Source organism: Mesorhizobium sp. M1334, assembly GCF_040317995.1.
In the GTDB taxonomy this organism is placed as follows: Bacteria; Pseudomonadota; Alphaproteobacteria; order Rhizobiales; family Rhizobiaceae; genus Mesorhizobium.
The window spans coordinates 143667-169736 of record NZ_JAMYLM010000006.1; the positions used below are offsets into that span (position 1 = coordinate 143667).

Here is a 26070-nt window from a genome sequence, read left to right on the forward strand (position 1 = left end):
CATGATCCGCCGGCGTTCGTCGCCTTCGGCAGGAGTGCGCCGGTCTAGCAGTCATACCGGCTCTAGCCATTCAGGCAGCGTGCAAATGGCGGCTAGATCAGGTTATGGCCGCCATCGATGCGGATTGTCTCGCCGGTCGTGAACTCGCTTTCCATGAGGTAGACATAGGCGGCGGCGACGTCCGCAGCGGTCGGAATTTTTCTCGACGGCAACCGGGCAGCCATGTCGGCAAAGAAGCTGGATTTGGCTTCTCCAACAATGTCCTACATCGGTGTGTCGACCCATCCGGGAGACACGACATTGACGCGCGTCGGGGCCAGTTCGAGCGCCAGGGCGCGCGCGAAGTAGCTGAATGAGCCGGCAATCGCTGAGACGACCGAGCCTCCCGGCACTGGCGGCTTGTCCTTGTTGATGCCCGAGGTGAAGGTCATGGAGCCACCGGCCTTCAGGGTGCGCACAGCGTGCTTGGAGAGCATGACGGCCCCAATCAGCTTGTTATCGACGAAGCCTCGCACAGCCTCCATGTCGGTACGGCCGATCGGATCGCCGGGCGGCAGTGTTCCGGCGGTCGATACCAGGTGGTCGAAGGGACCGATCTCCTCGAACAGGCGAGCGACGTCCGCTTCGTCGGTCATATCGGCAACCACGCTGGTCACGTGCCCCGCATTGAGCGTCCGTCCGGCCGCCTGCAGTTTCGCGGGCGACCGGCTGACGATCACGACCTTCGCTCGCAATTGAGACCAGCTTCCGCGACGCCGAGACCGATGCCGGAGCTGCCGCCGATGACGATGACTTTCCTGTCCACGAGCGATGTCATGGGAGGTCTCCATTCGTTTGCGATTTCGGTGAGGGTCAAGCTTTGCCGTCGTAGGCGGCTTCGAGGTCGGCGATGATGATCTTGCGCATCCCATACATCGCCTGCCGGACGCGGTTGGCCTTTTCGCGGTCCGGGTCGGCACTGAGCCGCGGCAGGATTTCCGGGATGACCTGCCAGTAGACGCCGAACTTGTCGGTGAGCCAGCCGCAGGGTTGTTCCCTGCCGCCGCCGGCGGTGAGCGCCTCATAGTAGTAGTCGGTCTCGGCCTGGTCCCTGGTCTCGATGTAGAGTGAGAGCCGCTCGTTGAAAGGCGGCTGCGGCCCAGCATTGAGCGCTGTAAGGTGCAGACCCTCGAGCTCGAAATCGAAGGTGGCATGCGGGACCGTCTTGTTGGTTCCGGACACCCAGTCGGTGTATTCGAGCGTCTGGAGCGCTTTGCTGTTCTTGAAGACCGAGAGATAGAAATCGCGGGCCTCCTTGGCGTCGGTATTGAACCAGAGGAATGGGTGGATGGTGGCCATGTCCGTTCTCCGTTAATTCCTTGCGGCAGCGATCTTTGGCGAAGGGCCTGTCCGCTGTTCAGGGCTAGCGGTGATCCGACGGCCGATAGACCGAGCCGTCCCAGTCGCGGGCAAACCCGAGGTCTTCGAGCCGGCGGGTCGAGAAGCGTGCAATCTGCCGCTCGGTCCGGCGCCGGCTGCTCGATGCGAGGATGCGGCCGGCCATGCCGGTCAGGACGTCGACGATGGGTTCAACTCGTTTGGCAGTCATGGTGCTCTCCCAGAGTGGCGGCAGTTTTGGTTTCAGCAGTTGCCCCGCGACTTTCGTCAGCGAGAGTATCAGTCACATCAAGTCGCCTTTTGCAGCGGCGGTGAATGACTGAATACGCGAGCAAACATGCCGTCTTCCGGCCTGGACGACAAACGACTTATCGGCGACAATGTGTGAGCATCGCTCACACATAGGTATCGATCCATGCCCCGGAAGCTGCCTCCCCTCACCACCTTGCCGAGCTTCGAAGCGGCGGCGCGCCTGTTGAGTTTCTCCAAGGCGGCAGAGGAACTTCATGTCACCCACGGTGCGATCAGCCGGGCGATCAAGAACCTTGAGGATCAGCTCGGTGTGCAGTTGTTCGAGCGCGGTACGCGTTCGGTGAGCCTGACCGCCGTCGGCGAGCCCTATGCGCGGGCGGTGCGCGAGGTGCTCGACCAGTTGGCCGCCGCCACTGCTGCGGCAACGGCCCGCTATTCGAGCTCGACACTGAACGTCAGCACCTCCGATGGCTTCGCGGGGAGATGGCTGGTGCCACGCCTCTACCGCTTTCACCGTGCGCATGGCGACATCGATGTGCGGGTTTCGACGAGCGGGAAGCTGACCAACTTCCTCGGCGACGGCATCGACCTCGCCGTCCGTTATGGCAGCGGAAACTATCCGGGGCTCACGGCGGAGTTCCTCACCGGCGAGGAAGTGTTTCCAGTGTGCAGCCCAAAGCTTCTTGAGGGGGCGCAACCGCTCCGCACGCCTCAGGACCTCAGACACCACACGCTGATCCGTGACAGCTTTCCGATCGACTGGGCGACCTGGCTAGCAAGCGCCGGGGTCGAGGGCGTGGACCCGCAGAGCGGGATTACCTTCGACTCTGCCACCTTTGCCATGGAGTCGGCCGCACAAGGCGAGGGGGTGGTGCTGGGTCGGACCATGCTGGTTGCGGCGGACCTTGCCGCCGGGCGGCTTGTCCGCCCCTTCGGGCACGCCCTGAAATCTCCTTCCAGTTTCTATCTCGTCTACCCGCCGGAGGCGATCCGTCAGCGCAAGGTCAAGGCTTTCAGGGATTGGCTGCTTTCAGAAGTCACGCCGCAAATGGACTGACAGGAAGGCCGAGAGAACAGGATCGTCTACGGGTCAATCGCCCGGTGACTGTCGGCTCGCCCGAACTGCGGTGATGATCCAGGCGCGCGAGTCGAAAAGCACACCGTCCGCGGTCAAGTGCGCGTCGAGCAGATCGCGCAACCGCCGTAGCGCCGCGTCGACATCCACATCCGCGCGGGCGAGCGGATCCTTGACCAGTTGCAGGCCAAGCAAAGCGTCATAGGCCGCATCGACGTCCTGGCCGTAGAAGACCGGCTCACGCACTTCGGCGAAGTCGACCGAAACAAAACCGGATGCACGCAAGATCTCCGCGGTGATGGCGGGGTCGCCAAGCGAAAATGGGGTGGCGGCGCCCGCCGATATGGCGGTCCCCGGCGCAATCGCCCGCTGAATGGCAGTCGCCCACTCGTTGCGGTCCGGGCCCTGCCATACCATCCATACAAGACGCGCCCCCGGTCGCATCGCCCGGCCGATATTGGCGAACGCCGCCGCCGGATCGGCAAAGAACATCACACCAAAGCGACTGATGCACAGATCGAAGCCGGCAGGCGGAAATACCTGCAATTGCGCATCGCTGCGCTCGAAGGCGACGTTTCGCAATCCTTCTTCGGCGCTACGGCTCCGGGCGATCTCGAGCATCCGCGCCGATACGTCCACGCCGAGCACGCTGCCTTCCACCGCGACACGGGCGGCATCACGAGAGGATTGTCCCGAACCGCATCCGATATCGAGCACGCGATCGCGCGTTCCCGCCTTGACCGCAGCCCTGAAGACCTCGTTGTGCCGTCGCAGTTCGGCGTCGTAAAACTCAGCGCAGTTCAACACCATCGCACGCCTGTCTGGAGGTGGGCCGGCAGCATTTCCGGCCGCTCTGCCCTGATCTTTTCGCGTCGGGCTGACCCCGAACTGTCAGCCGCGCCGCGCCGCCTCGATCGCTGCAACGTCGATCTTTTTCATCTCCATCATCGCTTCGAATGCGCGCTTTGCTTCATCGCCGCCGGCGGCCATCGCTTCGGTCAGCACGCGCGGCGTGATTTGCCAGGAGATGCCCCATTTGTCCTTGCACCAGCCGCACGCACTTTCCTGGCCGCCATTGCCGACTATGGCGTTCCAATAGCGGTCGGTCTCCTGCTGATCGTCGGTGGCGATCTGGAAGGAGAAGGCTTCGTTGTGTTTGAACGCGGGCCCGCCATTGAGGCCGAGACAGGGGATGCCGGCGACCGTGAACTCGACCGTCAGCACGTCGCCGGCCTTGCCGGACGGGTAGTCGCTGGGAGCGCGGTGGACGGATTTCACCGAGCTGTCAGGAAAAGTCTCGGAATAGAAACGGGCCGCAGCCTCGGCGTCCTTGTCGTACCAAAGGCAGATCGTGTTCTTGGCGATTGTCATTGCTGGTCCCTTTGCTTTCGAAATCAATCTGGGCTTTTGAAATCAACCCGGGTTTTTCACAGCTGGCCTCGGCGTTGCACCGGACATGGAAATGCGCTCGTGCCATCGACGTTCCGACAGCAGCTGCCCGGAACCAAGGTACCACGGCTGGTGCTTTCAGGACCAGATGCGGGCAGTGACTCGAACCGGAGATCCGCCTGGTCCGACCGGCGGCCTCACTCTTTGCGTAGGGCAGCGCCGCTTTGCTCAAGGTCGCGCTGGCTTTCCGTTGGCGCGCCGTTGCCTCAGAAGGCGCATGAGCAAGTTCCGTCTGTCCTTGCGCGGGACGAGTTCGATATCGCTGACGAGTTTTGCGCCGCCCTTGTGCCGCTCCAATGTGATCTTGCGGCTATGGAAAGCTTCCAACTCGGCGCGATGCGCTACGCTTATGATGGTCACCTTCGGCAATTCGCGAATGATCATCTGCATCATGTTGTCCTGGCTCTTCTCATCGAGTGCCGACGTTGCCTCGTCCAGCACGATGATATCGGGGCGGTGCAGCAGAAGACGCGCGAAGGCGAGGCGCTGCTTTTCGCCACCCGACAAGGTCTGGTCCCATGGGGCGTCCTCCTCAATCCTGTCGTTGAGGTAGTCGAGTCCCACCTTGTCGAGCGCAGCCTTGATCTTATCCAGCGTCCAGCTGTCGGCGGCGCCTGGATAGGCGACAGCGCGGCGAAGGGTCCCGGTGGGGATGTAAGGCCGTTGCGGCAACATGAACAACCGTCTGTCGGCGCGGATGTTGACGCTGCCGCTACCCCATGGCCACAGACCCGCGATGGCCCGCACCAGTGTACTCTTGCCCGAGCCGGATTCGCCGGCGACAAGCACCCGTTCGCCTGGTTCGATCACGACCTCGGTTTCCTTGACCACGGCGGTGCCGTCGTCGAGCGACACGGAGAGATTGTTCAGGCTGAGCATCGCATCGCTGCCGGTCTCGCCGCGCTTTATGCGCCCCAGCGTGTTGCTCTGTTCCGCCCGCTCGAGCCCGTCGAGTGACATCATCAGCGAGGCGATGCGCCGTGCAGAGGCATTCCAATCGGCGAGACGGGGATAGTTGTCGACCAGCCACCCGAACGCGCCCTGCACGATGGCAAAGGCCGAGGCAGCCTGCATGACCTGCCCAAGTGTCATGCTGCCTTCGAGGAACTTTGGAGCGCAAAGCAAGACCGGCACGACAGGCGCAAACAGGCTCGACCCTTGGGACACCAATGCCGTGCGCATGTGCTGGCCTGCAAGGAGCGCCCATTGCCTGAGCACATGGGCGAATGTCTTGTCCATGCCGCTGCGCTCCTCCTCCTCGCCGCCGAGCAATGCGATACTCTCGCCGTTTTCCCGCACGCGCGTTAGCGAGTAGCGGAACTCGGCTTCCGCCTGATTTTTTTCCCCGGAGAGGTGGACGAAATGGCGGCCGATGACCGCCATCGAGGTGGACGTGATCGCGGCATAGAGCACTGCGGTGATGACCAGGAAGCCGGGAATGGTGACGGTCGAACCTGCAATCGTCAGGGTCAGGGCGCCGCCGATCGTCCACAGCACCACGATGAAGGTCGAGGCCGACAGAAATGCGACGATGACACCGGCAATGAAATCGACCGGCGATTCGGTGGCAATCCGCAAATCCTCGGCGATGCGGGCTTCGGGGTTGCTGTGGTCGCCGCCGACGAGGTTCAGCTGATAGTAGCGGCCGCTTGCCAGCCAACGCGCGATGACCGCGGTGGTGAGCCAGGAACGCCAGCGGCGCTGTATCTTCATGCGAAAGAAGACTTGTGCCACCACAAGGCTGGCGCTTCCGAGCACGAGTGGCAGGAATACGGCGCTCAGCCAATATACGGTGTGGGCATTGCGTTGCTCAATGGCGTCGAAAATTGCGCGATTCCAGACATTGATCCCATACTGGAAGCCGACATTGGCGACGATCAGGACCAACAGCCCGATCGTCAACGGCCAGGCGACCCTGTCGCCACTGCCGCTCCAGTAACCGCGGGCGCTGATCCAGAAGCGCTTAAGCAGATATCTCTTGCGCGCCCGCTCGGCCTCTTCAGGTGTCAGCTTAGGATCGGGTTCGGTGACATCCGGCGGCGGCGCGGGCTTGCCGACGACCTCGGACGCGACATCAACAGTCGTCTGGCGCGACTTCTCGGCATCGCGCGATTGGGCGCCATCAACCGATTTCAGCTTGAATTTAGCTTGGGGCATCCGGCGATAACGGCTTAAAAATCAGAAGGTTTCACAGCGTCCGCTCGAGACGCCGGCTGCAAACAGCACCAGGGCTTCTCCAGTGTTCCAGTGCTCGTAACACCCTATGGTCGTTCTCGAAAATGACGGCCTGTGATCTGGTGCGGGACAGCTAACCGAACCCACAAGATGGAGATGTGTTCTGTTGTGTTTCGGCACCAGCGGAAAGTGAATGGTGTCGGGCCCGTCCGAGCTTGATAAAGTCAGCAGTGCATCGGCGTCGGAACAAGGGTGCGATTTTGCCGTTGAGCGAGAAACTGGAAGCGACCCGCATGTCCGAATTGCCGATTGAGGAGATCGAAGGGCGGCTGAACGCCCAGCGCGAGACTTTGGCGCTGGTCGTCGCGCTGCTTGCCAGCAAGGATACGGCGCCCGAGCGAACATGGGCCGAACTGGAGGACCGTTTTCAGTTTCAGAACAGTCAGGAGGACCCCGGCGTCCTGCCAAGCCGCGCATTCGCCATCGAGGCTGCGAAGATGCGGGAGTTCAAGCTGATCGCCGAAGAGGCGCGGGCGCGCAACGCGGAATGGAACGGCAGGGACAAGCCACAGGGCGCCAGCTGACACCCCGGCGAGTGCTTGCAGGACCGGCTATTTTGCCGTGACCGAGCATGTCAGCTTTGCTGCAAAAATGTACGCGCCAACTCCTCCCATTCCTCGTCAAGCGTTGAGGTCGACGGCGCGGCATTGCTGCGGCGATACCAATATTCCGCATTCGACTGGTCGCCTTCCTTGCGGTGGAGATAGGCATGTACGTGCATGCCGGCCGTATCGTCGCGCTGCTGCGCGCATTCGTGCGCCTTAGCCCAATCGCCCTTTGCATCCCACCACAGCGCCTGCAGGGCAGGACTCAAGCCGGCTGGCGGCTGTGGTTCGGCAATCGAATCCCTGAAGGCTTGCAGATCCATTTTGTTCACCATAGCGACGGTACAGGGCGTCTATAATAACCACGCCGGCGGCCGACCGATAGCGTGCATCGGGCGGGATGACTGACATAGATATCAGGACTGCCGAGAGCGGAGGTCCGATAACCGCACTGCCAGACGCTTGATTCGATGACGTGCATGAAATAGTGCGCGCCACGAAACCATGATGCCTGAGACAGCGAGGATAAGTAGCGAGCCGATGACAGCCTCCGACAAGCCGCGCCAATTCTACCACGGCACCCGGGCCGACCTTAAACCGGGAGACCTGATCGAAGTCGGTTACAGCTCCAATTACGGCGCACGAAAGCAGGCAGCCTGGGTCTATCTGACCGGCACTCTGGATGCGGCTATCTGGGGTGCAGAACTGGCCGCCGGTGACGGACGCGAAAGGATCTACATTGTGGAACCAACCGGCCCGATCACGGACGACCCCAACCTTACGGACAAGAAATTTCCCGGCAAATCCGACGCAGTCCTATCGCTCCCGCCAGCCGCTCAGGATCACGAGCGAGGTCACCGAGTGGCAGGGGCCACGCGCCCGAGCGGCTGAAAGAGATGAAGGACCATATCGAACGGCTGAAGGCGCAAGGCATCGAGGCGATCGATTGATCGCTAAATAGGCATACGTCCTGCAATTGCCGGGCCTGGCTCTGACCTACGGTCGGTGGCAGTCGCCGCGAAATACGGTTCAACGTCCACAATAGGTCAGACCGACCGCGCCGCTTCTTACCGCACGACCTCGCGGTGGCCGCCGGGCAGGCGGGTGGCGATGAGCTTGTCGATGCGGCGGCCGTCGAGGTCGACGACCTCGAAGCGCCAGCCTTGCGCGTCGACGCATTCGCCGGTCGCCGGCAGATGGTGCAAATGCGACAGCACATAGCCGGCGACGGTTTCGTAGTCGCGGTTCTCGGGCAGGTCGATGCCGAGAATGTCCGCCATCTCGTCGGCCTGCATGTAGCCGGCGAGCAGCCATGAGCCGTCCTCGCGCTTGACGGCGTTTTCCTCTTCGCCGGCATCGAGATCGGAACGGAAGACGCCGGTAATCGCTTCCAGAATGTCGGCCGGGGTGACGATGCCTTCGAAATGGCCGTATTCGTCATGCACCAGCGCCATCGGCACGTCGGATTCCTTCAGCGTCGCAAGCACGTCCAGCGCGTCGGCCTGGTCATGCACGATTGGCGCGACCCGCACGTGCCGGCGCGGGTCGAGGGCGCGGCCGCCGAGCATTGCGGCCAGCACGTCGCGGGTCTGGACGACGCCGATCATGGCGTCGACGCCGCCGTCGCCGGCCGGCAGGCGCGAATGCTGGGTCTCCATCAACAGCTTCCTGATGGCCGCCTCGTCGGCTTGCAGATTGATCCAGTCGACCTCGGTGCGCGGCGTCATCACCGCGCGCACGGCACGGTCGCCGAGCCGCATGACGCCGGCGATCATGCGCCGTTCGTCGGATTCGATGGTGCCATGGTGTTCGGCCTCGGCGACTAGCATCTTGATCTCCTCGTCGGTGACCTTGTCCTCGCTCTGGCCGCGCTGGCCAAGCAGCCACAGGAGGGCGCGGCCGGAAAAATCGAGCAGGAAGACCAGCGGCGCCGAGACGCTGGCGAGGATGGTCATTGCCGGGGCGACCCTGACGGCGACCCGTTCGGGGTCGCGCAATGCGATCTGCTTGGGCACCAGTTCGCCGATGATCAGCGAGCCATAGGTGATGAGGGCGACGACGATGCCGACGCCGAGCGGATCGGCGAGGTTTTCGCGGATGCCGGCCGACGCCAGGGAGGTGGCCAGCCGCTCGCCGAGCGTGGCGCCGGAAAAGGCGCCGGACAAGACGCCGACCAACGTGATGCCGATCTGCACCGAGGACAGGAATTTTCCCGGATTGGCGCCGAGCGCCAGAGCCCGGCCGGCGCCCTTGACGTTGCGGTCGATCATCGTCTTGAGGCGCGCCGGCCGCGACGAGACGATGGCGAGTTCGGACATCGACAGAAGGCCGTTCACGCAGATGAGGACGACCACGATGGCAATTTCAGCATAAAGCATGCCGGGTCCATAGCATTGCCGCGCGGTTTTCGAAAATAGGACGGTCGCGCTTTTTAAATTTAGCGAGCCGGGCAATCAGGCGGCACCCCATGCCGCATCCCAGGGCGGCGCCGAAAAATGCTCGATCAGGGCGTCGACGACGACGCGCACCTTTGGCGCGAGATTGCGTGTTACCGGCCAGATGGCATGCACCACGGTGTTTTCGACAAGACAGTCCGACAGAACCATTTCGAGCTCGCCGCGCCTGATGCTGCCGGCCGTCAGCCATGTCGGCAGATAGACAATGCCACAGCCGGCCAGTACCGCATCGAGCATCGGTTCGCCGTGGCCGAGCACCAGCCGCGCCTTGGGCGCGAATTTTTCGAGACGGCCGTCGGCATGCCTGACGCTCCAGGGATGGACCGTGCCGTCGCGGCCGTAGCCGATGAGGCTGTGCCTGGCCAGGTCCTCGATCGAGTGCGGCCTGCCATGGGCGTCGAGATAGGCGGGGGCGGCGACGATGGCCGAACGCTGGGCATAGATGCGGCGCGCGGCGAGCGACAAGCTGTCGTCGAGGTCGCCCATGCGCACCGCCAGGTCGATGCCTTCCTCGATCAGGTCGACGCGCCGGTCGTTGAACGAGATTTCCATCGTCAGATCCGGGAATTTTTTGGAAATGTCGAACAGAACCGGGGCGACGCACCGCCGGCCGAAGGCCAAAGGCAGGTCGACACGCAGCCGCCCGGAAGGCACTTGCTTGCGCGAAGCCAGCAGTGACTGCGCGGCTTCGATCTCGGCCAGTGCCCTGACGCAGGCTTCGTAGTAGCTCAGGCCCTCACTGGTCGGGCTCAGGCTGCGGGTGGTGCGGTTGAGCAGGCGAACGCCCAATCGCTGTTCCAGCTGCGCGATCGACTTGCCGACCGCCGATTTCGTGACATGCAGCCGCGCGCCGGCGCCGGTGAAGCTGCCGGCCTCCACCGCGTGAACGAATGCGACGATGCCTTGCAAATTGGCCGATTCCAATGAAGCGCTCCTATTGTAGAGTTTTGCTCCTTAATCTGTTGCGGAACATGCCACGTGGAAGCACTTTTCTCCATAGTGAAACGGCATAAATGTCTCGCGCACCATCAACCACGGAGCGCGAACCAAATGAGCACTGAAAACAGATCCTGGCAGATGACCGGTTTCGGCCTGTCCAGTTTGAATCCGGCCGAGGGAAAGCTGCCCCGACCCGGGCCGCATGATCTTCTGGTACGCGTCACAGCGGTATCGCTGAATTACAAGGACAGGATGATCGTCGATGGCGTGCTGATACCGGACCTCAGCTTGCCGTTCGTGCCGACATCGGACGCGGTTGGCGAAGTGGTCGCCACCGGCAGCGAAGTCAGCCGCTTCGGCATCGGGCAGCGGGTGCTCGGCCAGGTGATCGCCGACTGGCCGGACGGCAACGCCCCGCCGGTGCTGCACAAGCATACGCTTGGTTCGTCACTGCCCGGCATGCTGTCCGAGCATGTGCTCTTTCACGAGGATGCCGCCGTGGCGGCGCCGCCGTCGCTCAGCGATGTCGAGGCGTCGACGTTGCCGATCGCGGCGCTGACGGCGTGGTTCGCGCTGGTCGAGGCGGCCAAACCTATCCCGGGTGAGACCGTTCTCATCCAGGGCACCGGCGGCGTGTCGCTGTTTGCGCTGCAGTTCGCCGCCGCTTTCGGCCTGCGCGCCATCGTCGCCTCGAGCAGCGACGAGAAGCTCGAGCGGGCAGAAGCGCTCGGCGCCTGGAAGGGGATCAATTATCGCAGCCATCCGGCATGGGACGAGGTCGCCCGCGAGCTGACAGACGGCGCCGGCGTCAGGCACGTGCTGGAAATGGTCGGCGGCGACAATGCGCGGCGCTCGCTCAATGCGCTGGGCGCCGACGGCAGGCTGTCGCTCATCGGCCTTCTCGGCAGCATGGAGCTCAGTTTCCCGATCATTCCGTTCCTGCGCAACCGGATCGTCGTGCAGGGCATATCGATCGGCCACCGCCGCGCCTTCGAACGAATGAACCAGGCGATCGAGACGCTCGCGATCAAGCCGGTGATCGACAGGGTGTTTGGCTTCGACGAGGTGCCGCAGGCATTCGAGCGTCTGGAGACGGGACCGTTCGGCAAGATCGTGATCACCGTCCCCTGAGCCCGTCGGGACGAAATGGCTGTCAGACGGGCCGATTGCGCGCCTACGGCAGTTGCAGCAGGACGCCGATGATGGCCTTGCCGTCGGTGAAATAGGGATCGCCTTCGCCGTTGCGCCCGGTCTTTGTGGCGCCGACGCCTGGTATCTCGCTGGTCGAGATCAGCATGCCGGCGGCGGAGAGGTCGTGCATCAGCCCATCGCGCTCGGCGTCGATGTCGGGGCCGATGTGATGAGTGATCGCGCCGGTGTCATGGCTGAGGCCGACGCCGCGGTCAAAGCTCGCCGAGCCAAGCCAAAGCGGCCGGCCGTCGTCTCCGGTCGCAGCGGTCTGCCAGAAGCGGACGTGGTGGCGCCGGTCGGCGCTGTCGCCGACCGGCTTTTCGAAGGCTAGGTCCTGGGCGCGTCCTTCGAACAAAAGCCGGCTGACCGGCGCGTCGGGATAGGGGCGGTTAAACAGCACGCTTTCGCCGATCTCGATCGCCGTCTTCAGCGTGACCGCGTCTGCCGTATCCCAGCTGGCGACGGCAAAGGCATGGACAAGCTCCTTCTTGGTGCCGACCAGGCCGACATTGATCGGATCGCCTGGAATGCCTTGCGGCGTGTGCGTCACCATCTCGAATTGCTGATTGCGAAAATTGCGGTCCCGCAACGTCCAGAACTCAGGCGCGGCGAAATAGGCGAGCGAAAGATAGGCGGCACAGCATGCCACCAGCCAGGTCGTTGCACGTCGTCGAAGGCTTCGTTGGCTCAAGAGGCACCACCCAAGCGTCTGCGCACCATCTTAATCGGCGCAGCAGGTCTTGGGCAGGGGCTGCAATCAGCGACAGGCGCGATAGCCGTTCTTGCGGTTCTTGATGTCGAAATGGAAATGGTTGCGGTGGTCGTAGTTGTAGCCGGGGCCGAGCACGGTGGTGAAATACTGGCAGCCGTCGGCCCGGACATTGTTGAGGAAACCGCGCGTGCGGAAGGCGAACAGGCCGGGCTTGCGGACGTCGATGTCGTCGCCATTATTAAGCTCGATGCTCATCACGTCGAGCGCATTGCCCTTGCCGTGTTCCGACAAAACACCTTCGCCGGCGATCCTGCGGCAGGAATAGCTCGAGCCCTGGTGGATGGTCTTGACGCCTGAAAAATAGCGCCAGCGGGCCGACGGGACGAGTTCATTCCTGGTCCAGCCGGCAAAGCTGGCGGCCATGTCGCAAGTCAGCGTCGCGGCCGGCTTCATCGCGACGCTGCCGATGGCCGAGACCCTGACCGGATAATCGATGCCGCATTGGCCTTCATGGATCGGCGCGACGTCGGTGTAGACGACGCCGAGGCGTTTCAGCTCCTTGCGGCAATCGAGCTCTGCGGCCGGCATCTGTTCGGCCGGCGACATCGGATTTTCCATGCGCGGATAGGCGGCCGTCATATAGGGGTTGGATGGGACGAGGCGCTGCATGCCGGAATATTCTGGGCCGGAATCTTGCTGGCCGGAATATTGTGGGTCGGAATAGGGCGGAACGGCAGCGGTCTGGCTGCCGACGTCGACGGCCGGCTGCAGCGACAGCACGCTGCCGGTGTTGCAGGCGGAGACCGCCGCAATGGCAAGCACGACGGCAAGCCTGCCGGCCATGCGCGCGCGTCCTGTGTGCCGCGCAGCGACAAGCGCAGCGCGAAGTAGCCCGGCCATCGGAAGGGTTCCTGTCCCCAGATGGCACAGACTCTAAACCTGAAGAGTAAAGGAAAAATCAGCGGCGCCGTTCACGCCTGCGGCAAAATTGCGGCGCCCGCTATCGGCGGCCGGCGTTATTGGCAAAACGTGCCGCCATTGCGGCGCGGTTCGAGGTCGAAGTGGAGATGCTGCGAATGATCGGCGTCGCTGCCGGGGCCAAGCACGGTCTTGAACGGTCCGCAGGCTGCCTTGCGCACTGTGTCCAGGAATTTCGCGTCCTTTTCCGGCGGCGCCGGGCCGACATCGATCTCCTTCCCGTCCGAAAGCGTGAAGCTGGCGATATCGAGCGCATTGCCGAAGGCGTGCTCCGACAATTTGCCGCCGCCATTGCGCGACCGGCAGACGAAGGCGGAGGCCTGGCCGATCGATTTGATATCCATGCCGAACTCGGCCTTTGCAGCAGGCTGGATGACCGAAGCAGCAAAGCGTGCGGCCGCTTCAGCCATCTGGCAATTGAGCTCGGGCTCCGGGCCGATGGCGATGGATTTGCCGAGCGTCCTCAGCACGATCGGGTAGGGGATCGAGCAACCGACCGCCGTATCATGCTCGGGCTTGCGCTCCTCGAAATCGACGCCCATCGATTTCAGCCGCCTGCGGCAGGCCAATTCCTCGGCCGGCATTTCTTTCTCGGCAATTGCGACCGATCGAGGATCGGGAAGGATTTCTTGCTCCGCCTTTTTGTCTGCCTCGGCCGGGTTTGGTGGCGCGACCGATGGGTTTGCCGGCGGCTCGGCCTGCGCCGGCTTTTCAGGCGGCTGTGGTGCGATCGCCGGCGGCTTCGGCTGCTCGGTCCTGGACTGGCCATTTTGGGGCTGATCGTTTTGAGGCTGACCGTTTTTGGGCCGCTCAGCCTCCGGAGCGGGGCGTGGTTCGGGGACCGGGATCTCGGTTGGCGATGGCGAGGTGGCTTCCCGGTTGAACTGCGGTACCGGCGCAGTTTGCGGCAGCTCGGGCGCCTTGGCTGAAACAGGTCCCGCCAGCGGCGTAGCCGCAACGGCCAGCAGCAATCTGCCCAATCTGAAAAAGCCAAACGCCGCCATTGTATCGCAACGGCCAGAATGCAGGGAAGTTGCCTTGGGCGAAGGGGGCTGGCGATCACAATCGGTAACCGCGCTGTTACGCGCCGATCGCTTCCAGCCCCTCCTCGAGCCAATCCGCCAGCAGCGGCATGCCGAGCAGATATTTTGCCGTGCGCTTGTTGGCGCGCTCGCGGGCGGCGGTCAGCGCGTCCGTCCATTCCGTCGCGTCATAGTCGCCGCGGCCAACCCAGGCCAACGCAATCAGTTCGGCCGCTTCGTCGACATTGAGATCGTCGATCAGCTCGCGCAGTTCTTCCTCGGTGAGATCTTCGGAGCTTTCCTCGGCAAGGCCGTCATGATGGTGGTTGTCGTGCGCGTTGCCGTCGAGCTCTACCTCGTGCTCGGCGCCGTCGGCATAGTCTTCGTTGACGGCGGCGCTGAGCGCCTTCGCCTTCAGGATGAACAGGCGCACGGTGTCGGGACCGATCGAAAGCTCCCAGTCTCGTTCAACGCGTTGCTGCACCGGCCGTCTCCCTGCTTCGTGCTCGGTCGGCCCGATGATAGCGGATTTGCAGCGCTCGTCACGTTCTCTTGCGCGTGGGCGTTAATCGCGAACCATGATTTATGATGCCCTCTCTTCCCGGAATAAGATGGCCTTGCTGGGAGAGATCGCGGTTTTGAGATAGGATGACATTTTCCGGGACGAAACGGCTTTGACCCGGCGTTAGTGTTGCATTGTCAGGTTCAAAGGAGAGTGTAATGCGCAGACGATTGCTGATTTACGCCATGGCCATTGCCGCCCTGCCGCTGATTGCGGCTCCGGCGTTTTCGGCTGGTGAAGGCGGCGGCGGCAATGGCGGCGGCGGCCAGAGCCAGTGCAAGAAGGGGGAGGCCTGGGACAAGAAGCAGAAGAAATGTGTCTCGCCGAAGCAAGGTATGCTGGATGACGACAGCATCTATGATGCCGGTCGCGCGCTGGCGATGGATGGACGCTATGACGAGGCGATCGCCGTGCTCAGCCTCGCCGCCAACAAGCAGGACCCGCGCATCCTCAACTATCTCGGCTATTCGCACCGCCATTCCGGCCGCGTCACCGTCGGCCTCGGCTATTACGAAGAAGCGCTGCGCATCGACCCGAACTACACGCTGGTACGCGAATATCTCGGCGAGGCGCACCTGCAGATCGGCGATCTTGCCGGCGCCCAGGAACAGCTCCGCGAAATCGAGAAGCGCACGGGCAAGGGATCGCGCGAATACGGCATGCTGTCGGAGCAGATCGATCACTTCATGAGGAGCTGATCCGACCTCCGGACGCTGCTCAAACCGGCTGCGGCGATCGCAGCCGGTTTTTTGCTGTGCTCGCATGCTGCTCCGAACTGGAATTTGGCATCACGGTACACGTGATGCGCTCCTTGACGTTAGGTCAGCCGCGCAATCGGTGGATGATTTTTCAAAATCCGACTTTTTGGACGTGAAAAACCCGCGAAGATTGCTATATCTTGCAAAGATTGTGATGAGACGGTTCCGTTAGCGAGGCTGCCGGACCGTTTTCTTTTTGTACCATCGACAAGGTCGCTCCCGATTACGGGGGCGGCGGCAGGAAAGGTCAGGCATTATGAACAAGGTCCCGATGACAGGCGAGGGGTTCGCGTCATTGAAGGAAGAACTGCGCTGGCGCCAGCAACAGGAGCGGCCGCGTATCATCGAGGCGATTTCCGAAGCGCGCTCGCATGGCGACCTCTCCGAAAATGCCGAATATCACGCGGCAAAAGAGGCACAGAGCCTCAATGAGGGCCGGGTCAACGAACTCGAGGACCTGATCGCGCGGGCCGAGGTGATCGACGTCACCAAGCTCAGCGGCGACAAGGTCAAGTTCGGTGCCACCGTGGTGCTGGTCGACGAGGATACCGAGGAGAAAAAGACCTACCAGATCGTCGGCGACCAGGAAGCGGACGTGAAGTCCGGCCGCATCTCGATCTCCTCGCCGATCGCCCGCGCCCTGATCGGTAAGGAAGTGGGCGATGCCATCGAGGTCAACGCACCGGGCGGCGCCAGGGGCTACGAGATCGTCCAGGTGCAGTTCATTTAGGACCTTTGATAATTCTACTCTGGCGGCCGACTAGCGCGGTTTTCTGCGCTTCCGGTGCTCACGTACTTTAAGTACGCTCCGCTCCGGTTCTCGAAAACCACGCTGTTCGACTCGCCAGAGCGAATTCTGAAAAGGTCCTATGCAGCGCCTTGTAATTTAAGCGCCAGCAATCTCTCAGCTTCCGCCATCACCGCCGGCGGCGTGACGCTGCGGCCGGGCTTGGCCAGCAGCGTCGATGAGAATGGGCCGCGCGGGCCGGTCAGGCCGGGCTCCGTCGCCAGGAATACCGCCACCGTCGGTACGCCGAAGGCGCTGGCGAGATGGGTCAGGCCGGTGTCGGCGCCGATGACCAGCGCCGAGCCGCCGATGACGGCGGCGATCTCGGCAAGCGGCGACCTGGGAACCACCACGGTTTGCGAAACGGCGCGGGTGATCGCTTCGGCAACCGCCTGTTCCCGGTCGTTCGACCAGGTGGTGACCGGGGTCATCTCTCGTGCCACGAGAAGCCTGGCGATTTCGATCCAGTCCGCAACCGGCCATTTCTTGTCCTCGCGGCTGGTGCCGTGCAGCAGGAAGGCAGTTTGGCCGGCGATCGAGGCCGAGCCGTCGGCTGGCGGCACTATGCCGGAATCGAGGTTGGAGAGATCGGGCTGGTAACCTAGCGCCAGCCCGAACAACCGCCGCGTCCGTTCGATGGCGTGCAGGTCGCGCGGCACCGAGTATCGCCGGTCGTAGAACATTGTCGCCGACGGTTCGCGTGCGCTCGAGCGGTCGAAGCCGGCAATTGGTGCTGCCGCCAGCCGCGCCACCAGCGCCGATTTCAGCAAGCCTTGTGCATCGAGGACGAGGTCGTAGCGGGACGCGCGCAAGGCGCTGCGCAGGCCGACCACTTCCCGCCATGTGACGGGCTCGAGCAGCTTCCCGCGCCAGCGCCGGATCGCCACGCTGTGGATGGTTTGGATGGCTGGATGCAGCGCCACGATGCCGGCAAAGGCCTCTTCCACGCACCAGTCGAAGGAAATATCCGGGCGGGCGCGGCGCGCGTCCTCGACCGCCGGAAAGGTGTGGATGACGTCGCCCATCGACGACGTCTTGACGATCAGCACCTTCATGCGGCGGCCGGCATTTCCAGCAGCCGCTCCGCCGCCGCCACGACGCGTTCGACCTCCAACGTCTTCAGGCAGTTGAGATGACCGAGTGGGCAGATTTTTTTGTGGCAGGGCGAACAGGACAGGCCGAGCCAGACCAGTTCGCGGCGTTCGGCGAGCGGCGGCGTGTTGTCGGGCGAGGTCGAGCCGTAGACGGCGACGACCGGCGTGCCGACGGCGGCGGCGACATGCATCAGCCCGCTGTCGTTGGAGACGGCGAGCCTCGCCGCGGCGATCAGGTCGATGGCATCCTCCAGCCGCGTCTGGCCGGCAAGGTCGGAGGCGCCCGGCGCCAGCGCCGCGATTTCAGCCGTCACCTCAGCGTCGTTCTTCGATCCGAACAGCGCGACGCCAAACCCTTTGGCCATCATCTCGCGGGCAAGGCCGGCATAGTGTTCGCTCGGCCAGCGCTTGGCCGGGCCGAATTCTGCGCCGGGCATCAGCGCCACGAATTTCCCCGCCGTCAGCCCGAAACGGCTGAGCAGTGCCGCCTGGCTGGCTTGATCGACAGCGAGCTTCGGCGCCTGGAAGGCGCCGCCGCGGGCAAGGCTGAAATAGGCCTGCGCGGTGCGCCGTTTCAGGCGATCGGGCAACGGCACGATGTCGGTCAGCAGCCCGTAGCGCATTTCCTTGAGATGGCCGACACGGCGCGGAATGCCGGCAAAGAACGGGATCAGCGCCGACTTCCAGCTTCCCGGTAGGACAAAGGCCATGTCGTAGCGGCCGCGCAGCAGGCGGCCGAAGCGCCTTCGGACGCGGAATTCGAACGCGCCGGATGGCAGCGGCAGGTCGATCTGCTGGCGGATTTCGGGCATGCGCTTGACCAGCGGTGCTGCCCACGCCGGTGCCAGCACGTCGATGGCGGCGTTCGGATGAAGCTCCCACAGTGCCTGGAACAGGCACTGCGCCATCACCATGTCGCCCACCCAGCGTGGGCCGATCACGAGGATCGTTGGGCTTTCAGCCATTCGACATAGTCTCTGACGCCGGTTTCCACTGTGCGGAACTGGCCATTGTAACCGGCTGCGCGCAAGCGGGACATATCAGCTTGCGTAAAGCTCTGGTAGCTGCCCTTGAGGTGGTCGGGAAACTCGATGAATTCGATCTGGCCCTTGCCGAGCGTATCGATCACCGTTTCGGCAATGGCGCGAAACGGCTGGGCCTTGCCGGTGCCGCAGTTGAAGATGCCGCTGGAACCGCGTTTCCACAGCCACAGATTGACGTCGGCGACATCGCCTACATGGATAAAGTCGCGGCTCTGCTCGCCGGGCCCGAAACCGCCATAGGCGCCGAACAGCTTGGGGTTTTCGCCGCGTTCGACCTGGTTGAACAAATGGAAGGCGACAGAGGCCATGGCGCCCTTATGCGCCTCGCGCGGACCGTAGACGTTGAAATAACGCAGGCCCGCGACCGGCGAGTGATCGGTATCGAAAACGGTGCGGCGGACATAGTCGTCGAACAGCTTTTTCGAATAGGCATAGACGTTCAGCGGCCGCTCGCATTCCGGCTCCTCGCGAAACTCGGCGCCGCCGCCATAGACCGAAGCGGACGAGGCATAGAGGAAGGGTACGCGCAAGGCCAGGCAGGCGTGCAGCAGGTGCTTCGAATAGGTGTAGTTGACCTCCATCATGAACTTGCCGTTCCATTCGGTGGTGGTCGAGCAGGCACCCTGGTGGAAAACCGCCTCGATGCGGCCGAGGTCACCGGCCTCCATCCGCGCCAACAAGTCGTCCTTGTCGAGATAGTCGGCGATCTCGAGATCGGCGAGATTGGCGATCTTGTGGCCGTCGGTGAGGTCGTCGACGACGAGGATGTCGCTGAAACCGTCGGCGTTGAGCGCAGCGACGATGTTGGAACCGATCATGCCGGCGCCGCCCGTGACGATGATCATATTAGTACGCCCTGACTTGCCGTTGCTTGCCGATTCCGGCCCTTATAGGGGAGGCGGGCCGGGCTGTCGACAAACCAGGTGGCGAGGCGGCCGGATGAGCGCCACAGTGCCGCCGCAAACGTCACGTTTCAGTCGGCCTGCCGGCCAATGGCGACAGGAGCAAGGTAATGCCGTCAACCGAACTGCTTGTCGCCTTTTTCGCCACCACGGCGATCTTCGCCTATATCCCCGGCCCCGCCATGCTCTATGCCGCTGCGCAAACCATGGCGCGCGGCCGCTGGTCCGGCCTGATGGCGGCGCTCGGCATCCATCTTGGCGGCTACGTTCATGTCTTCGCCGCCGCTGTCGGCCTGTCGGTGCTGTTCCATGCCGTGCCGGTGCTTTACATGGCGGTCAAGCTGGTCGGTGCGCTGTATCTGATCTGGCTCGGTGTTTCGCTGTTTCGCGCCAAGGCGCAAAGCGACGTTGTCTTGCCGGGAATTCAGCCGAAATCCGCCCGCCGCGCCTTTTTCGAGAGCGTTGCCGTCGAGGTGCTCAACCCCAAGACGGCGATTTTCTTCATGGCGTTCCTGCCGCAATTCATCGATGCCTCGGCGGCGTTTCCGGTCTGGCTGCAGTTCGTCGTGCTTGGAACGATCGTCAATTTGATGTTCTCGTCGGCCGATATTGTTTGCGTGGTGCTGGCCGGCGCAGTGATCGCCAGGCTGCGGCAGTCGAGCCGGGCGCAGCGCCTGATGCGGCGGGCCGGCGGTGCGGTGCTTGTCGGACTGGGTGTGCATGTCGCGTTGCAGAAAAGCTGACGCATTGCCTCGCCGCCGCGATCGGTCGAAGGCCTGCCGTTGCGTCGGCTGAAATTGCGGTATATCGGCATCGCCATGAACGGCCGGCCCTGCCAATCGAATTCCCCGTCACCGAAAATCGGCTCTCCCACGCGTTGACATGATCAAGCTGCCTTCTCCCGAACCTCTTCACCGCGCCATTTCGCGCTTCGGCAGCGCCACCGTGCTGGTGGTCGGCGATTTCATCCTCGACCGTTTCGTCAACGGCGTGATCGAGCGCATTTCGCCGGAAGCGCCGATCCCCGTGCTGCACGGGCGCGGCGAAACGCTGGCGATGGGCGGCGCCGGCAATGTCGTCGCCAATATCGTTTCGCTTGGCGCTTCCGTCATACCGGTCTCGGTGATCGGCGCTGACGAGGCCGGCAAGAACCTCATGCGCATGCTCGGCGAATTTGGCGTCGACACCGGCGGGCTGGCGCAGGATGCCGATCGCATGACGTCGTCCAAAAGCCGCTTCAGCGCGCTCAACCAGCAGGTGCTGCGTTTCGACGAAGAGGAAATCAAGCCGCTGGGCGATGCCGAGCGCGCGACATTGGTCGGGCATTTTCGCGAAGCACTGGCGCGCGCCGACATCGTCATCCTGTCCGACTATGGCAAGGGCGTGCTGCTCGGCGGCGTCGCCGGCGAGCTGATCTCGATCTGCCGGGAAGCGGGCAAGCCGGTGCTGGTCGATCCGAAGGGTAGCGATTATGCGCGTTATGCCGGCGCGACGGCAATCACGCCCAACCGCAAGGAACTCGGCGAGGCGGTCGGCCGCGCAGTGTTTGCCGATGACGAGATCGAGGCGGCGGCGCGCCAGCTGATTTCGGCGCACGGTTTCGATTTCGTCGTCGCGACGCGCAGCGAAAAGGGCATGAGCGTCGTCGGTGCGGACGACGCCCGCCATATCGCCACGCAGGCGCGCGAAGTGTTCGACGTTTCGGGCGCCGGCGACACGGTAATCGCGACCTTCGCGCTGGCTCTTGCAGCAGGGGCTGATCGTGTCATGGCCGGATCGATCGCCAACGCCGCCGGCGGCGTCGTCGTCGGCAAGCGCGGCACCGCGCGGCTGACGATCGAGGAACTCACCGGTGCGCTGTCTCGCTCGCATGGTCCGGTCGCCCACAAGGACGCGATCCTCGATGCCGCGGCCGCGGCGCGGCTGGCGGCTGCGTGGAAGGACGAGGGCTTGAGCGTCGGCTTCACCAATGGCTGTTTCGATATCCTGCATGCCGGCCATGTCAGCCTGTTGCATGCGGCGCGCAGCCAGTGCGACCGGCTGGTGCTCGGCCTCAACAGCGATGCCTCGGTGCGCCGGCTGAAAGGGCCGGGACGCCCGGTCAACGACCAGCATGACCGGGCCTGCGTGCTTGCAGCACTTGCCTCGGTCGACGCCGTCGTCATCTTCGAGGAGGATACGCCGCTTTCACTGATCGAGGCGCTGAGCCCCGACATTCTGGTCAAGGGCGCCGACTATACGGTCGATCAGGTGGTTGGCGCCGATGTGGTGCAGAAGGCCGGCGGGCGCGTCGTGCTGGTCGATCTCGTCGCCGGCAAGAGCACGACCGGCACCATCGGCAAACTACGCGCCGGGAACTGAGGGTTTCATGTCCGAACTGAACGATTACCTGGCCCGCTCGGCGGCCGCGATTTCGGCGATGGTCGAGCGCGACCTGACCAGCGAGATGGAGCGGGCGGTCAGCGCCGTCGTCGCCGCGCTTTCGCAGGGCAAGGCGCTGCTGATAGCAGGCAATGGCGGCTCGGCCAGCGACGCCATCCATATCGCCGGCGAGCTGGTCGGCCGCTTCCTCAGGGAGCGCAAGGCCTACAACGTCATCGCGCTGCCGGCCAACGCGGCGGTGCTGACCGCCTGGGGCAATGATTACGGCTTCGACACGGTGTTTGCGCGCCAGGTCGAGGCGCATGGTTCGGCAGGCGCCGTGCTGCTCGCCATCTCGACCAGCGGCAATTCGCCAAGCATCCTCGCCGCCGCCCAGCAAGCGCGCATGATGGGCATGACGGTGGTCAGCCTGACCGGCGACACCGGCGGCAAGCTGAAGCCGCTCTCCGACATCCTGCTCAACGTACCCTCGACCTCGACGCCGATCATCCAGCAGGGACATTTGTGCCTTTACCACCATCTCTGCGAAATGATCGAAATGCGCCTCTGCGACGCAGGGTGATTGCGCCAGGCCGGGTAGAGGCCGTCTGTCAACGGGGAGAGGTAGCCGCAACGCTGGCGACCCCTGTCCCGTCCTTCACGGGGAGGGTAAGGGTGAGGGCAGCGCCAGTCTGTAGCGATTATTATTTGACGCATAGCCACATTTTGTTCTTGCTTTGTGCCGGCAGCTATGCTACTAATTCAACTACGGTGATGATTCCCACCGACGATCCGCCCGCCGAGGCGGGTTTTTTGTTTCCGGGTTTTGTTTCTCCGGGGCTTTGCCTGGTCTCAAGCCGAAAACGCCACCAGCCCTTCGTCCTTGACCCGGCGGATGGTCAGCGCGGTTCTCACCGTATCGACATTGGGGGCCGAGGCCAGTTCCTCGATGACGAAGGTCTGGAAGGTGCCGAGATCGCTCGCCACGCAATGCAGCAGGAAATCGGATTCGCCCGACACCATCCAGGCATCGCGCACGATCGGCCAGCCGCGGGTGCGCTCGGCGAAGGTCTTGAGCTCGGCGTCGGCCTGGTGATGCAGGCCGATCAGGCAGAAGGCGACGACGTCGAGGCCGAGTGCCGGAGCGTTGAGCAGGGCACGGTAGCCGCGGATGATGCCGGCCTCTTCCAGCCGCCGGACGCGGCGCAGGCACGGCGGCGCCGAAATGCCGACCCGGCTCGACAGTTCGACATTGGTCATGCGTCCGTCCTGCTGAAGCTCGCGCAGGATCTTCCAGTCGATGGCCTCGAGATCGGCCTTGATCGGCATGGCGGCTTCCGTGGTGACGCGAAAGAATCTTTCGCGACTTTGTAGTTAAACGACTTTGCTGTCTATTCCATCCGCTGGATCGAGGATTTTCGCAGCATCTTGCTGCGGTTGCTTGTCGCCGTCGCCGGCGCCGAAGCTTTCCGGGGACGAACGGCAACTTGCCTTGCTGGCGTCGCGGGCAACACTTACATTACCCGCAACAATCGACGAGAGTTCATGCCACAATCCATGGCTGCTCCCCGCAGAGGCTTTCATGATCACCAAGCACGCGCCTGTTCTCATCATCGGCTCCGGCCCCGCCGGCTATACGGCGGCAATCTATGCCGCCCGCGCCATGCTCAAGCCAATGCTGGTCGCCGGCCTGCAGCAGGGCGGGCAACTGATGATCACCACCGACGTCGAAAACTATCCGGGCTTCGCGGAACCGATCCAGGGTCCATGGCTGATGAGCGAAATGCTCAGGCAGGCCGAGCATGTCGGCACCGACATCGTCAACGACATCATCACCGAGGTCGACCTCAACGTGCGGCCGTTCCGCGCCAAGGGCGATTCCGGCACGATCTATACCGCCGACGCGCTGATCATCGCCACCGGCGCGCAGGCGAAATGGCTGGGCATTCCGAGCGAACAGACCTTCATGGGTTTTGGCGTCTCCGCCTGCGCCACCTGCGACGGCTTCTTCTATCGCGGCAAGGATGTCGCGGTGATCGGCGGCGGCAATTCGGCTGTGGAGGAAGCGCTCTATCTCTCCAACCTGGCCAAGAGCGTCACCGTTATCCACAGGCGCAGCGATTTCCGCGCCGAGCGCATCCTGCGCGAGCGGCTGCTGCAGAAAGACAATGTCCGCATCATCTGGGACACGGTGGTCGACGAGATCACCGGCAGGCCCGGCAAGGCGCCGCTGCCGCCGTCGGTCGAAGGGCTGAAGCTGCGCAACGTGGTGACCGGGCAGGAGATGCATCTGGTGGTCGACGGCGTGTTCGTGGCGATCGGCCACGCGCCGGCGGTCGAGCTGTTTGCCGGCAAGCTGAAGCAGAAGCCGAACGGCTATCTGTGGACGGCGCCGGATTCGACCCGCACCGATATGCCGGGTGTGTTTGCCGCCGGCGACGTGACCGACGACATCTACCGCCAGGCGGTGACGGCGGCCGGTCTCGGCTGCATGGCCGCGCTCGAGGCGGAAAAATATCTGGCGGGGATCGAGGTTCACCGCGAAGCGGCGGAGTGATTGTTGAACAAGCGGCTGAGACAAGCCGCGCAAAAGCCTGATTTTTCATTCAGACGCCAAAACAGGCGGACGCCAGAAAACAGGACGAGGGGAAATCATGGCGTTGGATTGGGACAAGCTACGCGTGTTTCACGCCGCAGCGGAAGCGGGGTCGTTCACCCATGCCGCGGAAACACTGCATTTGTCGCAATCGGCGATCTCGCGGCAGGTCAGCGCGCTCGAGCATGACGTCGGCGTGCCGCTGTTCAATCGCCATGCCCGCGGCCTGGTGCTGACCGAGCAGGGCGAGATGCTGTTCCGCACGGCACACGACGTGCTGATGAAGCTCGAAACCATCAAATCACGATTGACCGAAACCAAGGACCGGCCCTCCGGCGTGCTCAGGGTGACGACCACGGTCGGCCTCGGCGCCGGCTGGCTGACCGAGCGCGTGCAGGAATTCATCGAGCTCTATCCCGAGGTCAGCCTGCAGCTCATCCTGGCCAATGAGGAGCTCGATCTCACCATGCGCCAGGCCGACTGCGCCATCAGGCTGCGCCAGCCGCAGCAGCCTGACCTCATCCAGCGCCGCCTGTTCACCGTGCATTTCCATCTCTACGCGGCGCCCTCCTATGTGAATAAATACGGCAAGCCGAATTCGATCGCCGAGCTGAAGGCCCATCGCATCGTCACCTTCGGCGTGCCGGTGCCGGCGCATCTGTCGGAACTGAACTGGCTGGAGACGGTCGGCGATTTCGAAGGCGGGCAAAGGGTGCCGACGCTGCAGATCAACGACATCCTGTCGATCAAGCGGGCGGTGCAGGGCGGCGCCGGCATCGCCATGCTGCCGGATTATGTGGTCAGCAAGGATTCCGGGCTGGTGCAGTTGTTGCCCGAAACCGAAGTGCCGTCCTTCGATACCTATTTCGCCTATCCCGACGCGATGAAGAACCAGGCGAAGCTGCATGTCTTCCGCGATTTCATCATCGCCAAGGCGCGCAGCTGGTCGTTTTAGTTACCAGTGCCGCTCGTCGACTTCTGAGCAACGTCGGGCGATGGCGAAGGCTTCGGCGAATTCGTCCTTCTTCCCGTCACTATACGTGGAGAAGATGGCGGCAGCCAGATAAGCGGCAGCGCCAGCCTTTGTCGCACTTGCCCTTCGATGGGCAGTCCTGATGCCCCCTCATCGCCCTGCCGGGCACTTCTCCCAGTATGGTGACGGGGAGAAGGAGCTGTCTCACCGGTTTCGCCAATTGTCGGCGTCCAGAAATTAGCCGCGCCAAGGCGTCAGCCGGGGCAGCCAGCCTGGTACGGCCCGGCGGTAGGCTTCGTATTCGGCGCCGTAGCGGCGGGCAAGCGTCGGTTCCTCGTATAGTTTCACGAAGGAGATCATGGCGGCCGCGGCGATGACTAGATAGGCGGCGACCGTCCCGCTCGAAAACAGCAGTGCCTGGCCGAGGACGATCGACAGCACGGCGACGTACATCGGGTTGCGGACATGGCGATAAATGCCGCCGACGACCAGCCTCTCGGTCGGCGCGACCGGGGCTGGCGTACCCAGGCCCTCCAGGGCAAAACGGGCAAAGGCGTGCAGCAGCACGATTGTGCCGGCGACAATCAGCAGCCAGCCCACAGGAACGAAACCGGGCAGTCTCGACCAGGGCAGGCGATAGCGATCGGTCAGCAGCCAAGGCAGCAGTCCGGCGACCACGCCGGGCGCTGCCGCAAGGAAGATGACGCTGCCGGCGATCGCCGAAGTGGCTCGCATATAGCTCTCCTTACGGGTGCGGCCTTGA

At 63.4% G+C, this 26070-nt stretch carries 29 protein-coding genes and 1 pseudogene; 11 read left to right on the top strand and 19 right to left on the bottom strand.

Translation table 11 applies throughout. The features are described from left to right. Positions 1–263: 263 nt before the first annotated feature. The 3 genes from NKH17_RS14165 to NKH17_RS14175 all read right to left on the bottom strand — a co-directional run bounded on the left by NKH17_RS14165 (position 264) and on the right by NKH17_RS14175 (position 1588). Complete coding sequence (locus NKH17_RS14165; protein ID WP_352896208.1) at positions 264–719, bottom strand: SDR family oxidoreductase; 456 nt, start codon at positions 717–719, stop codon at positions 264–266. Positions 720–852: 133 nt separating this feature from the next. Beyond that, the gene (locus NKH17_RS14170) at positions 853–1338 is read right to left on the bottom strand and encodes a VOC family protein (RefSeq protein ID WP_254819234.1); all 486 of its coding nucleotides are present in this window, start codon (positions 1336–1338) and stop codon (positions 853–855) included. A 64-nt stretch (positions 1339–1402) separates the two neighbouring features. Further along, positions 1403–1588, bottom strand: a complete 186-nt coding sequence (locus tag NKH17_RS14175) for a DUF1127 domain-containing protein (RefSeq protein ID WP_352896211.1) — start codon at positions 1586–1588, stop codon at positions 1403–1405. 204 nt (positions 1589–1792) lie between these two features. Between NKH17_RS14175 and NKH17_RS14180 the strand changes: the two genes are divergently transcribed. Then, a complete protein-coding gene (locus NKH17_RS14180) occupies positions 1793–2686 on the top strand; it encodes a transcriptional regulator GcvA (RefSeq protein WP_352896214.1) in 894 nt (297 codons plus the stop codon). 33 nt (positions 2687–2719) lie between these two features. Here the strand turns inward: NKH17_RS14180 and NKH17_RS14185 are convergent, their stop codons facing one another. The 3 genes from NKH17_RS14185 to NKH17_RS14195 form a co-directional block, all read right to left on the bottom strand. Further along, a complete protein-coding gene (locus tag NKH17_RS14185) occupies positions 2720–3514 on the bottom strand; it encodes a class I SAM-dependent methyltransferase (protein WP_352896217.1) in 795 nt (264 codons plus the stop codon). Between the two features lie 81 nt (positions 3515–3595). Next, positions 3596–4069, bottom strand: a complete 474-nt coding sequence (locus NKH17_RS14190; protein ID WP_352687928.1) for a VOC family protein — start codon at positions 4067–4069, stop codon at positions 3596–3598. A 252-nt stretch (positions 4070–4321) separates the two neighbouring features. Further along, positions 4322–6310: an ABC transporter ATP-binding protein/permease gene (locus NKH17_RS14195; protein ID WP_352805728.1), complete on the bottom strand. Its 1989-nt coding sequence runs from the start codon at positions 6308–6310 to the stop codon at positions 4322–4324. A 311-nt stretch (positions 6311–6621) separates the two neighbouring features. On the opposite strand from NKH17_RS14195, the gene NKH17_RS14200 reads away from it, so the two are divergent. Then, positions 6622–6912 carry a hypothetical protein gene (locus tag NKH17_RS14200; protein ID WP_352896220.1) on the top strand — a complete coding sequence of 97 codons (291 nt, stop codon included), beginning with the start codon at positions 6622–6624 and terminating at the stop codon, positions 6910–6912. Positions 6913–6962: 50 nt separating this feature from the next. On the opposite strand, the gene NKH17_RS14205 is transcribed toward NKH17_RS14200, so the two are convergent. Further along, positions 6963–7256, bottom strand: coding sequence for a hypothetical protein (locus NKH17_RS14205; RefSeq protein ID WP_352477886.1), 294 nt, complete (start codon positions 7254–7256; stop codon positions 6963–6965). Positions 7257–7473: 217 nt separating this feature from the next. On the opposite strand from NKH17_RS14205, the pseudogene arr reads away from it, so the two are divergent. Then, positions 7474–7883 (top strand): annotated as a pseudogene (gene arr, locus NKH17_RS14210) (NAD(+)--rifampin ADP-ribosyltransferase). A gap of 117 nt (positions 7884–8000) precedes the next feature. On the opposite strand, the gene NKH17_RS14215 reads toward arr, so the two are convergent. Both NKH17_RS14215 and NKH17_RS14220 read right to left on the bottom strand, forming a co-directional pair. Beyond that, on the bottom strand, positions 8001–9311 hold the full coding sequence (locus NKH17_RS14215) for a hemolysin family protein (protein ID WP_352805720.1): 1311 nt from the start codon (positions 9309–9311) through the stop codon (positions 8001–8003). 75 nt (positions 9312–9386) lie between these two features. Then, positions 9387–10313 carry a LysR family transcriptional regulator gene (locus NKH17_RS14220; protein ID WP_352896224.1) on the bottom strand — a complete coding sequence of 309 codons (927 nt, stop codon included), beginning with the start codon at positions 10311–10313 and terminating at the stop codon, positions 9387–9389. A 126-nt stretch (positions 10314–10439) separates the two neighbouring features. Between NKH17_RS14220 and NKH17_RS14225 the strand changes: the two genes are divergently transcribed. Beyond that, positions 10440–11459, top strand: a complete 1020-nt coding sequence (locus tag NKH17_RS14225) for a zinc-dependent alcohol dehydrogenase family protein (protein WP_352896227.1) — start codon at positions 10440–10442, stop codon at positions 11457–11459. Positions 11460–11502: 43 nt separating this feature from the next. On the opposite strand, the gene NKH17_RS14230 is transcribed toward NKH17_RS14225, so the two are convergent. The 4 genes from NKH17_RS14230 to NKH17_RS14245 form a co-directional block, all read right to left on the bottom strand. Next, on the bottom strand, positions 11503–12210 hold the full coding sequence (locus NKH17_RS14230; protein WP_352896229.1) for an LssY C-terminal domain-containing protein: 708 nt from the start codon (positions 12208–12210) through the stop codon (positions 11503–11505). Between the two features lie 66 nt (positions 12211–12276). After that, a complete protein-coding gene (locus NKH17_RS14235; protein ID WP_352896231.1) occupies positions 12277–13131 on the bottom strand; it encodes an extensin-like domain-containing protein in 855 nt (284 codons plus the stop codon). 116 nt (positions 13132–13247) lie between these two features. Next, positions 13248–14213, bottom strand: coding sequence for an extensin-like domain-containing protein (locus NKH17_RS14240; RefSeq protein ID WP_352896234.1), 966 nt, complete (start codon positions 14211–14213; stop codon positions 13248–13250). Between the two features lie 76 nt (positions 14214–14289). Further along, complete coding sequence (locus tag NKH17_RS14245) at positions 14290–14715, bottom strand: DUF3775 domain-containing protein (protein ID WP_254819248.1); 426 nt, start codon at positions 14713–14715, stop codon at positions 14290–14292. A gap of 236 nt (positions 14716–14951) precedes the next feature. On the opposite strand from NKH17_RS14245, the gene NKH17_RS14250 reads away from it, so the two are divergent. Both NKH17_RS14250 and greA read left to right on the top strand, forming a co-directional pair. After that, positions 14952–15491 (top strand): tetratricopeptide repeat protein, encoded by a 540-nt coding sequence (locus NKH17_RS14250; protein WP_352802733.1) that lies wholly within the window; start codon positions 14952–14954, stop codon positions 15489–15491. A gap of 316 nt (positions 15492–15807) precedes the next feature. Next, the gene (greA, locus tag NKH17_RS14255; protein ID WP_023719113.1) at positions 15808–16281 is read left to right on the top strand and encodes a transcription elongation factor GreA; all 474 of its coding nucleotides are present in this window, start codon (positions 15808–15810) and stop codon (positions 16279–16281) included. Between the two features lie 137 nt (positions 16282–16418). On the opposite strand, the gene waaC is transcribed toward greA, so the two are convergent. The 3 genes from waaC to rfaD are packed head-to-tail and all read right to left on the bottom strand — an operon-like array spanning position 16419 to position 19320. Then, positions 16419–17393, bottom strand: coding sequence for a lipopolysaccharide heptosyltransferase I (gene waaC, locus NKH17_RS14260; RefSeq protein ID WP_352896239.1), 975 nt, complete (start codon positions 17391–17393; stop codon positions 16419–16421). Continuing rightward, positions 17390–18397, bottom strand: coding sequence for a lipopolysaccharide heptosyltransferase II (waaF, locus tag NKH17_RS14265; protein ID WP_352896242.1), 1008 nt, complete (start codon positions 18395–18397; stop codon positions 17390–17392). The genes waaC and waaF overlap by 4 nt, the downstream gene beginning before the upstream one ends. Next, the gene (rfaD, locus tag NKH17_RS14270; RefSeq protein WP_352896245.1) at positions 18370–19320 is read right to left on the bottom strand and encodes an ADP-glyceromanno-heptose 6-epimerase; all 951 of its coding nucleotides are present in this window, start codon (positions 19318–19320) and stop codon (positions 18370–18372) included. Before rfaD ends, waaF begins: the two co-directional genes overlap by 28 nt. Before the next feature lie 167 nt (positions 19321–19487). Here rfaD and NKH17_RS14275 point away from each other — a divergent pair, with 167 nt between their 5' ends. The 3 genes from NKH17_RS14275 (at position 19488) to NKH17_RS14285 (ending at position 22321) form a co-directional block, all read left to right on the top strand. Continuing rightward, positions 19488–20120, top strand: a complete 633-nt coding sequence (locus tag NKH17_RS14275; RefSeq protein ID WP_352687813.1) for a LysE family translocator — start codon at positions 19488–19490, stop codon at positions 20118–20120. A 139-nt stretch (positions 20121–20259) separates the two neighbouring features. Continuing rightward, on the top strand, positions 20260–21738 hold the full coding sequence (gene rfaE1, locus NKH17_RS14280; RefSeq protein ID WP_352896248.1) for a D-glycero-beta-D-manno-heptose-7-phosphate kinase: 1479 nt from the start codon (positions 20260–20262) through the stop codon (positions 21736–21738). A gap of 7 nt (positions 21739–21745) precedes the next feature. Beyond that, on the top strand, positions 21746–22321 hold the full coding sequence (locus NKH17_RS14285) for a D-sedoheptulose-7-phosphate isomerase (RefSeq protein WP_352896251.1): 576 nt from the start codon (positions 21746–21748) through the stop codon (positions 22319–22321). A gap of 269 nt (positions 22322–22590) precedes the next feature. Here NKH17_RS14285 and NKH17_RS14290 read toward each other — a convergent pair whose 3' ends face one another. Both NKH17_RS14290 and NKH17_RS14295 read right to left on the bottom strand, forming a co-directional pair. Then, positions 22591–23067 carry an Lrp/AsnC family transcriptional regulator gene (locus tag NKH17_RS14290; RefSeq protein WP_352896254.1) on the bottom strand — a complete coding sequence of 159 codons (477 nt, stop codon included), beginning with the start codon at positions 23065–23067 and terminating at the stop codon, positions 22591–22593. Positions 23068–23112: 45 nt separating this feature from the next. Beyond that, positions 23113–23328 carry a hypothetical protein gene (locus NKH17_RS14295; RefSeq protein WP_352896257.1) on the bottom strand — a complete coding sequence of 72 codons (216 nt, stop codon included), beginning with the start codon at positions 23326–23328 and terminating at the stop codon, positions 23113–23115. Between NKH17_RS14295 and trxB the strand changes: the two genes are divergently transcribed. Then, a complete protein-coding gene (trxB, locus tag NKH17_RS14300) occupies positions 23321–24295 on the top strand; it encodes a thioredoxin-disulfide reductase (RefSeq protein ID WP_254819256.1) in 975 nt (324 codons plus the stop codon). The genes NKH17_RS14295 and trxB overlap by 8 nt on opposite strands. 97 nt (positions 24296–24392) lie before the next feature. After that, on the top strand, positions 24393–25289 hold the full coding sequence (locus tag NKH17_RS14305; RefSeq protein WP_023719100.1) for a LysR family transcriptional regulator: 897 nt from the start codon (positions 24393–24395) through the stop codon (positions 25287–25289). Positions 25290–25544: 255 nt separating this feature from the next. Here NKH17_RS14305 and NKH17_RS14310 read toward each other — a convergent pair whose 3' ends face one another. Beyond that, complete coding sequence (locus NKH17_RS14310; protein ID WP_352740171.1) at positions 25545–26042, bottom strand: methyltransferase family protein; 498 nt, start codon at positions 26040–26042, stop codon at positions 25545–25547. Positions 26043–26070: the final 28 nt, after the last annotated feature.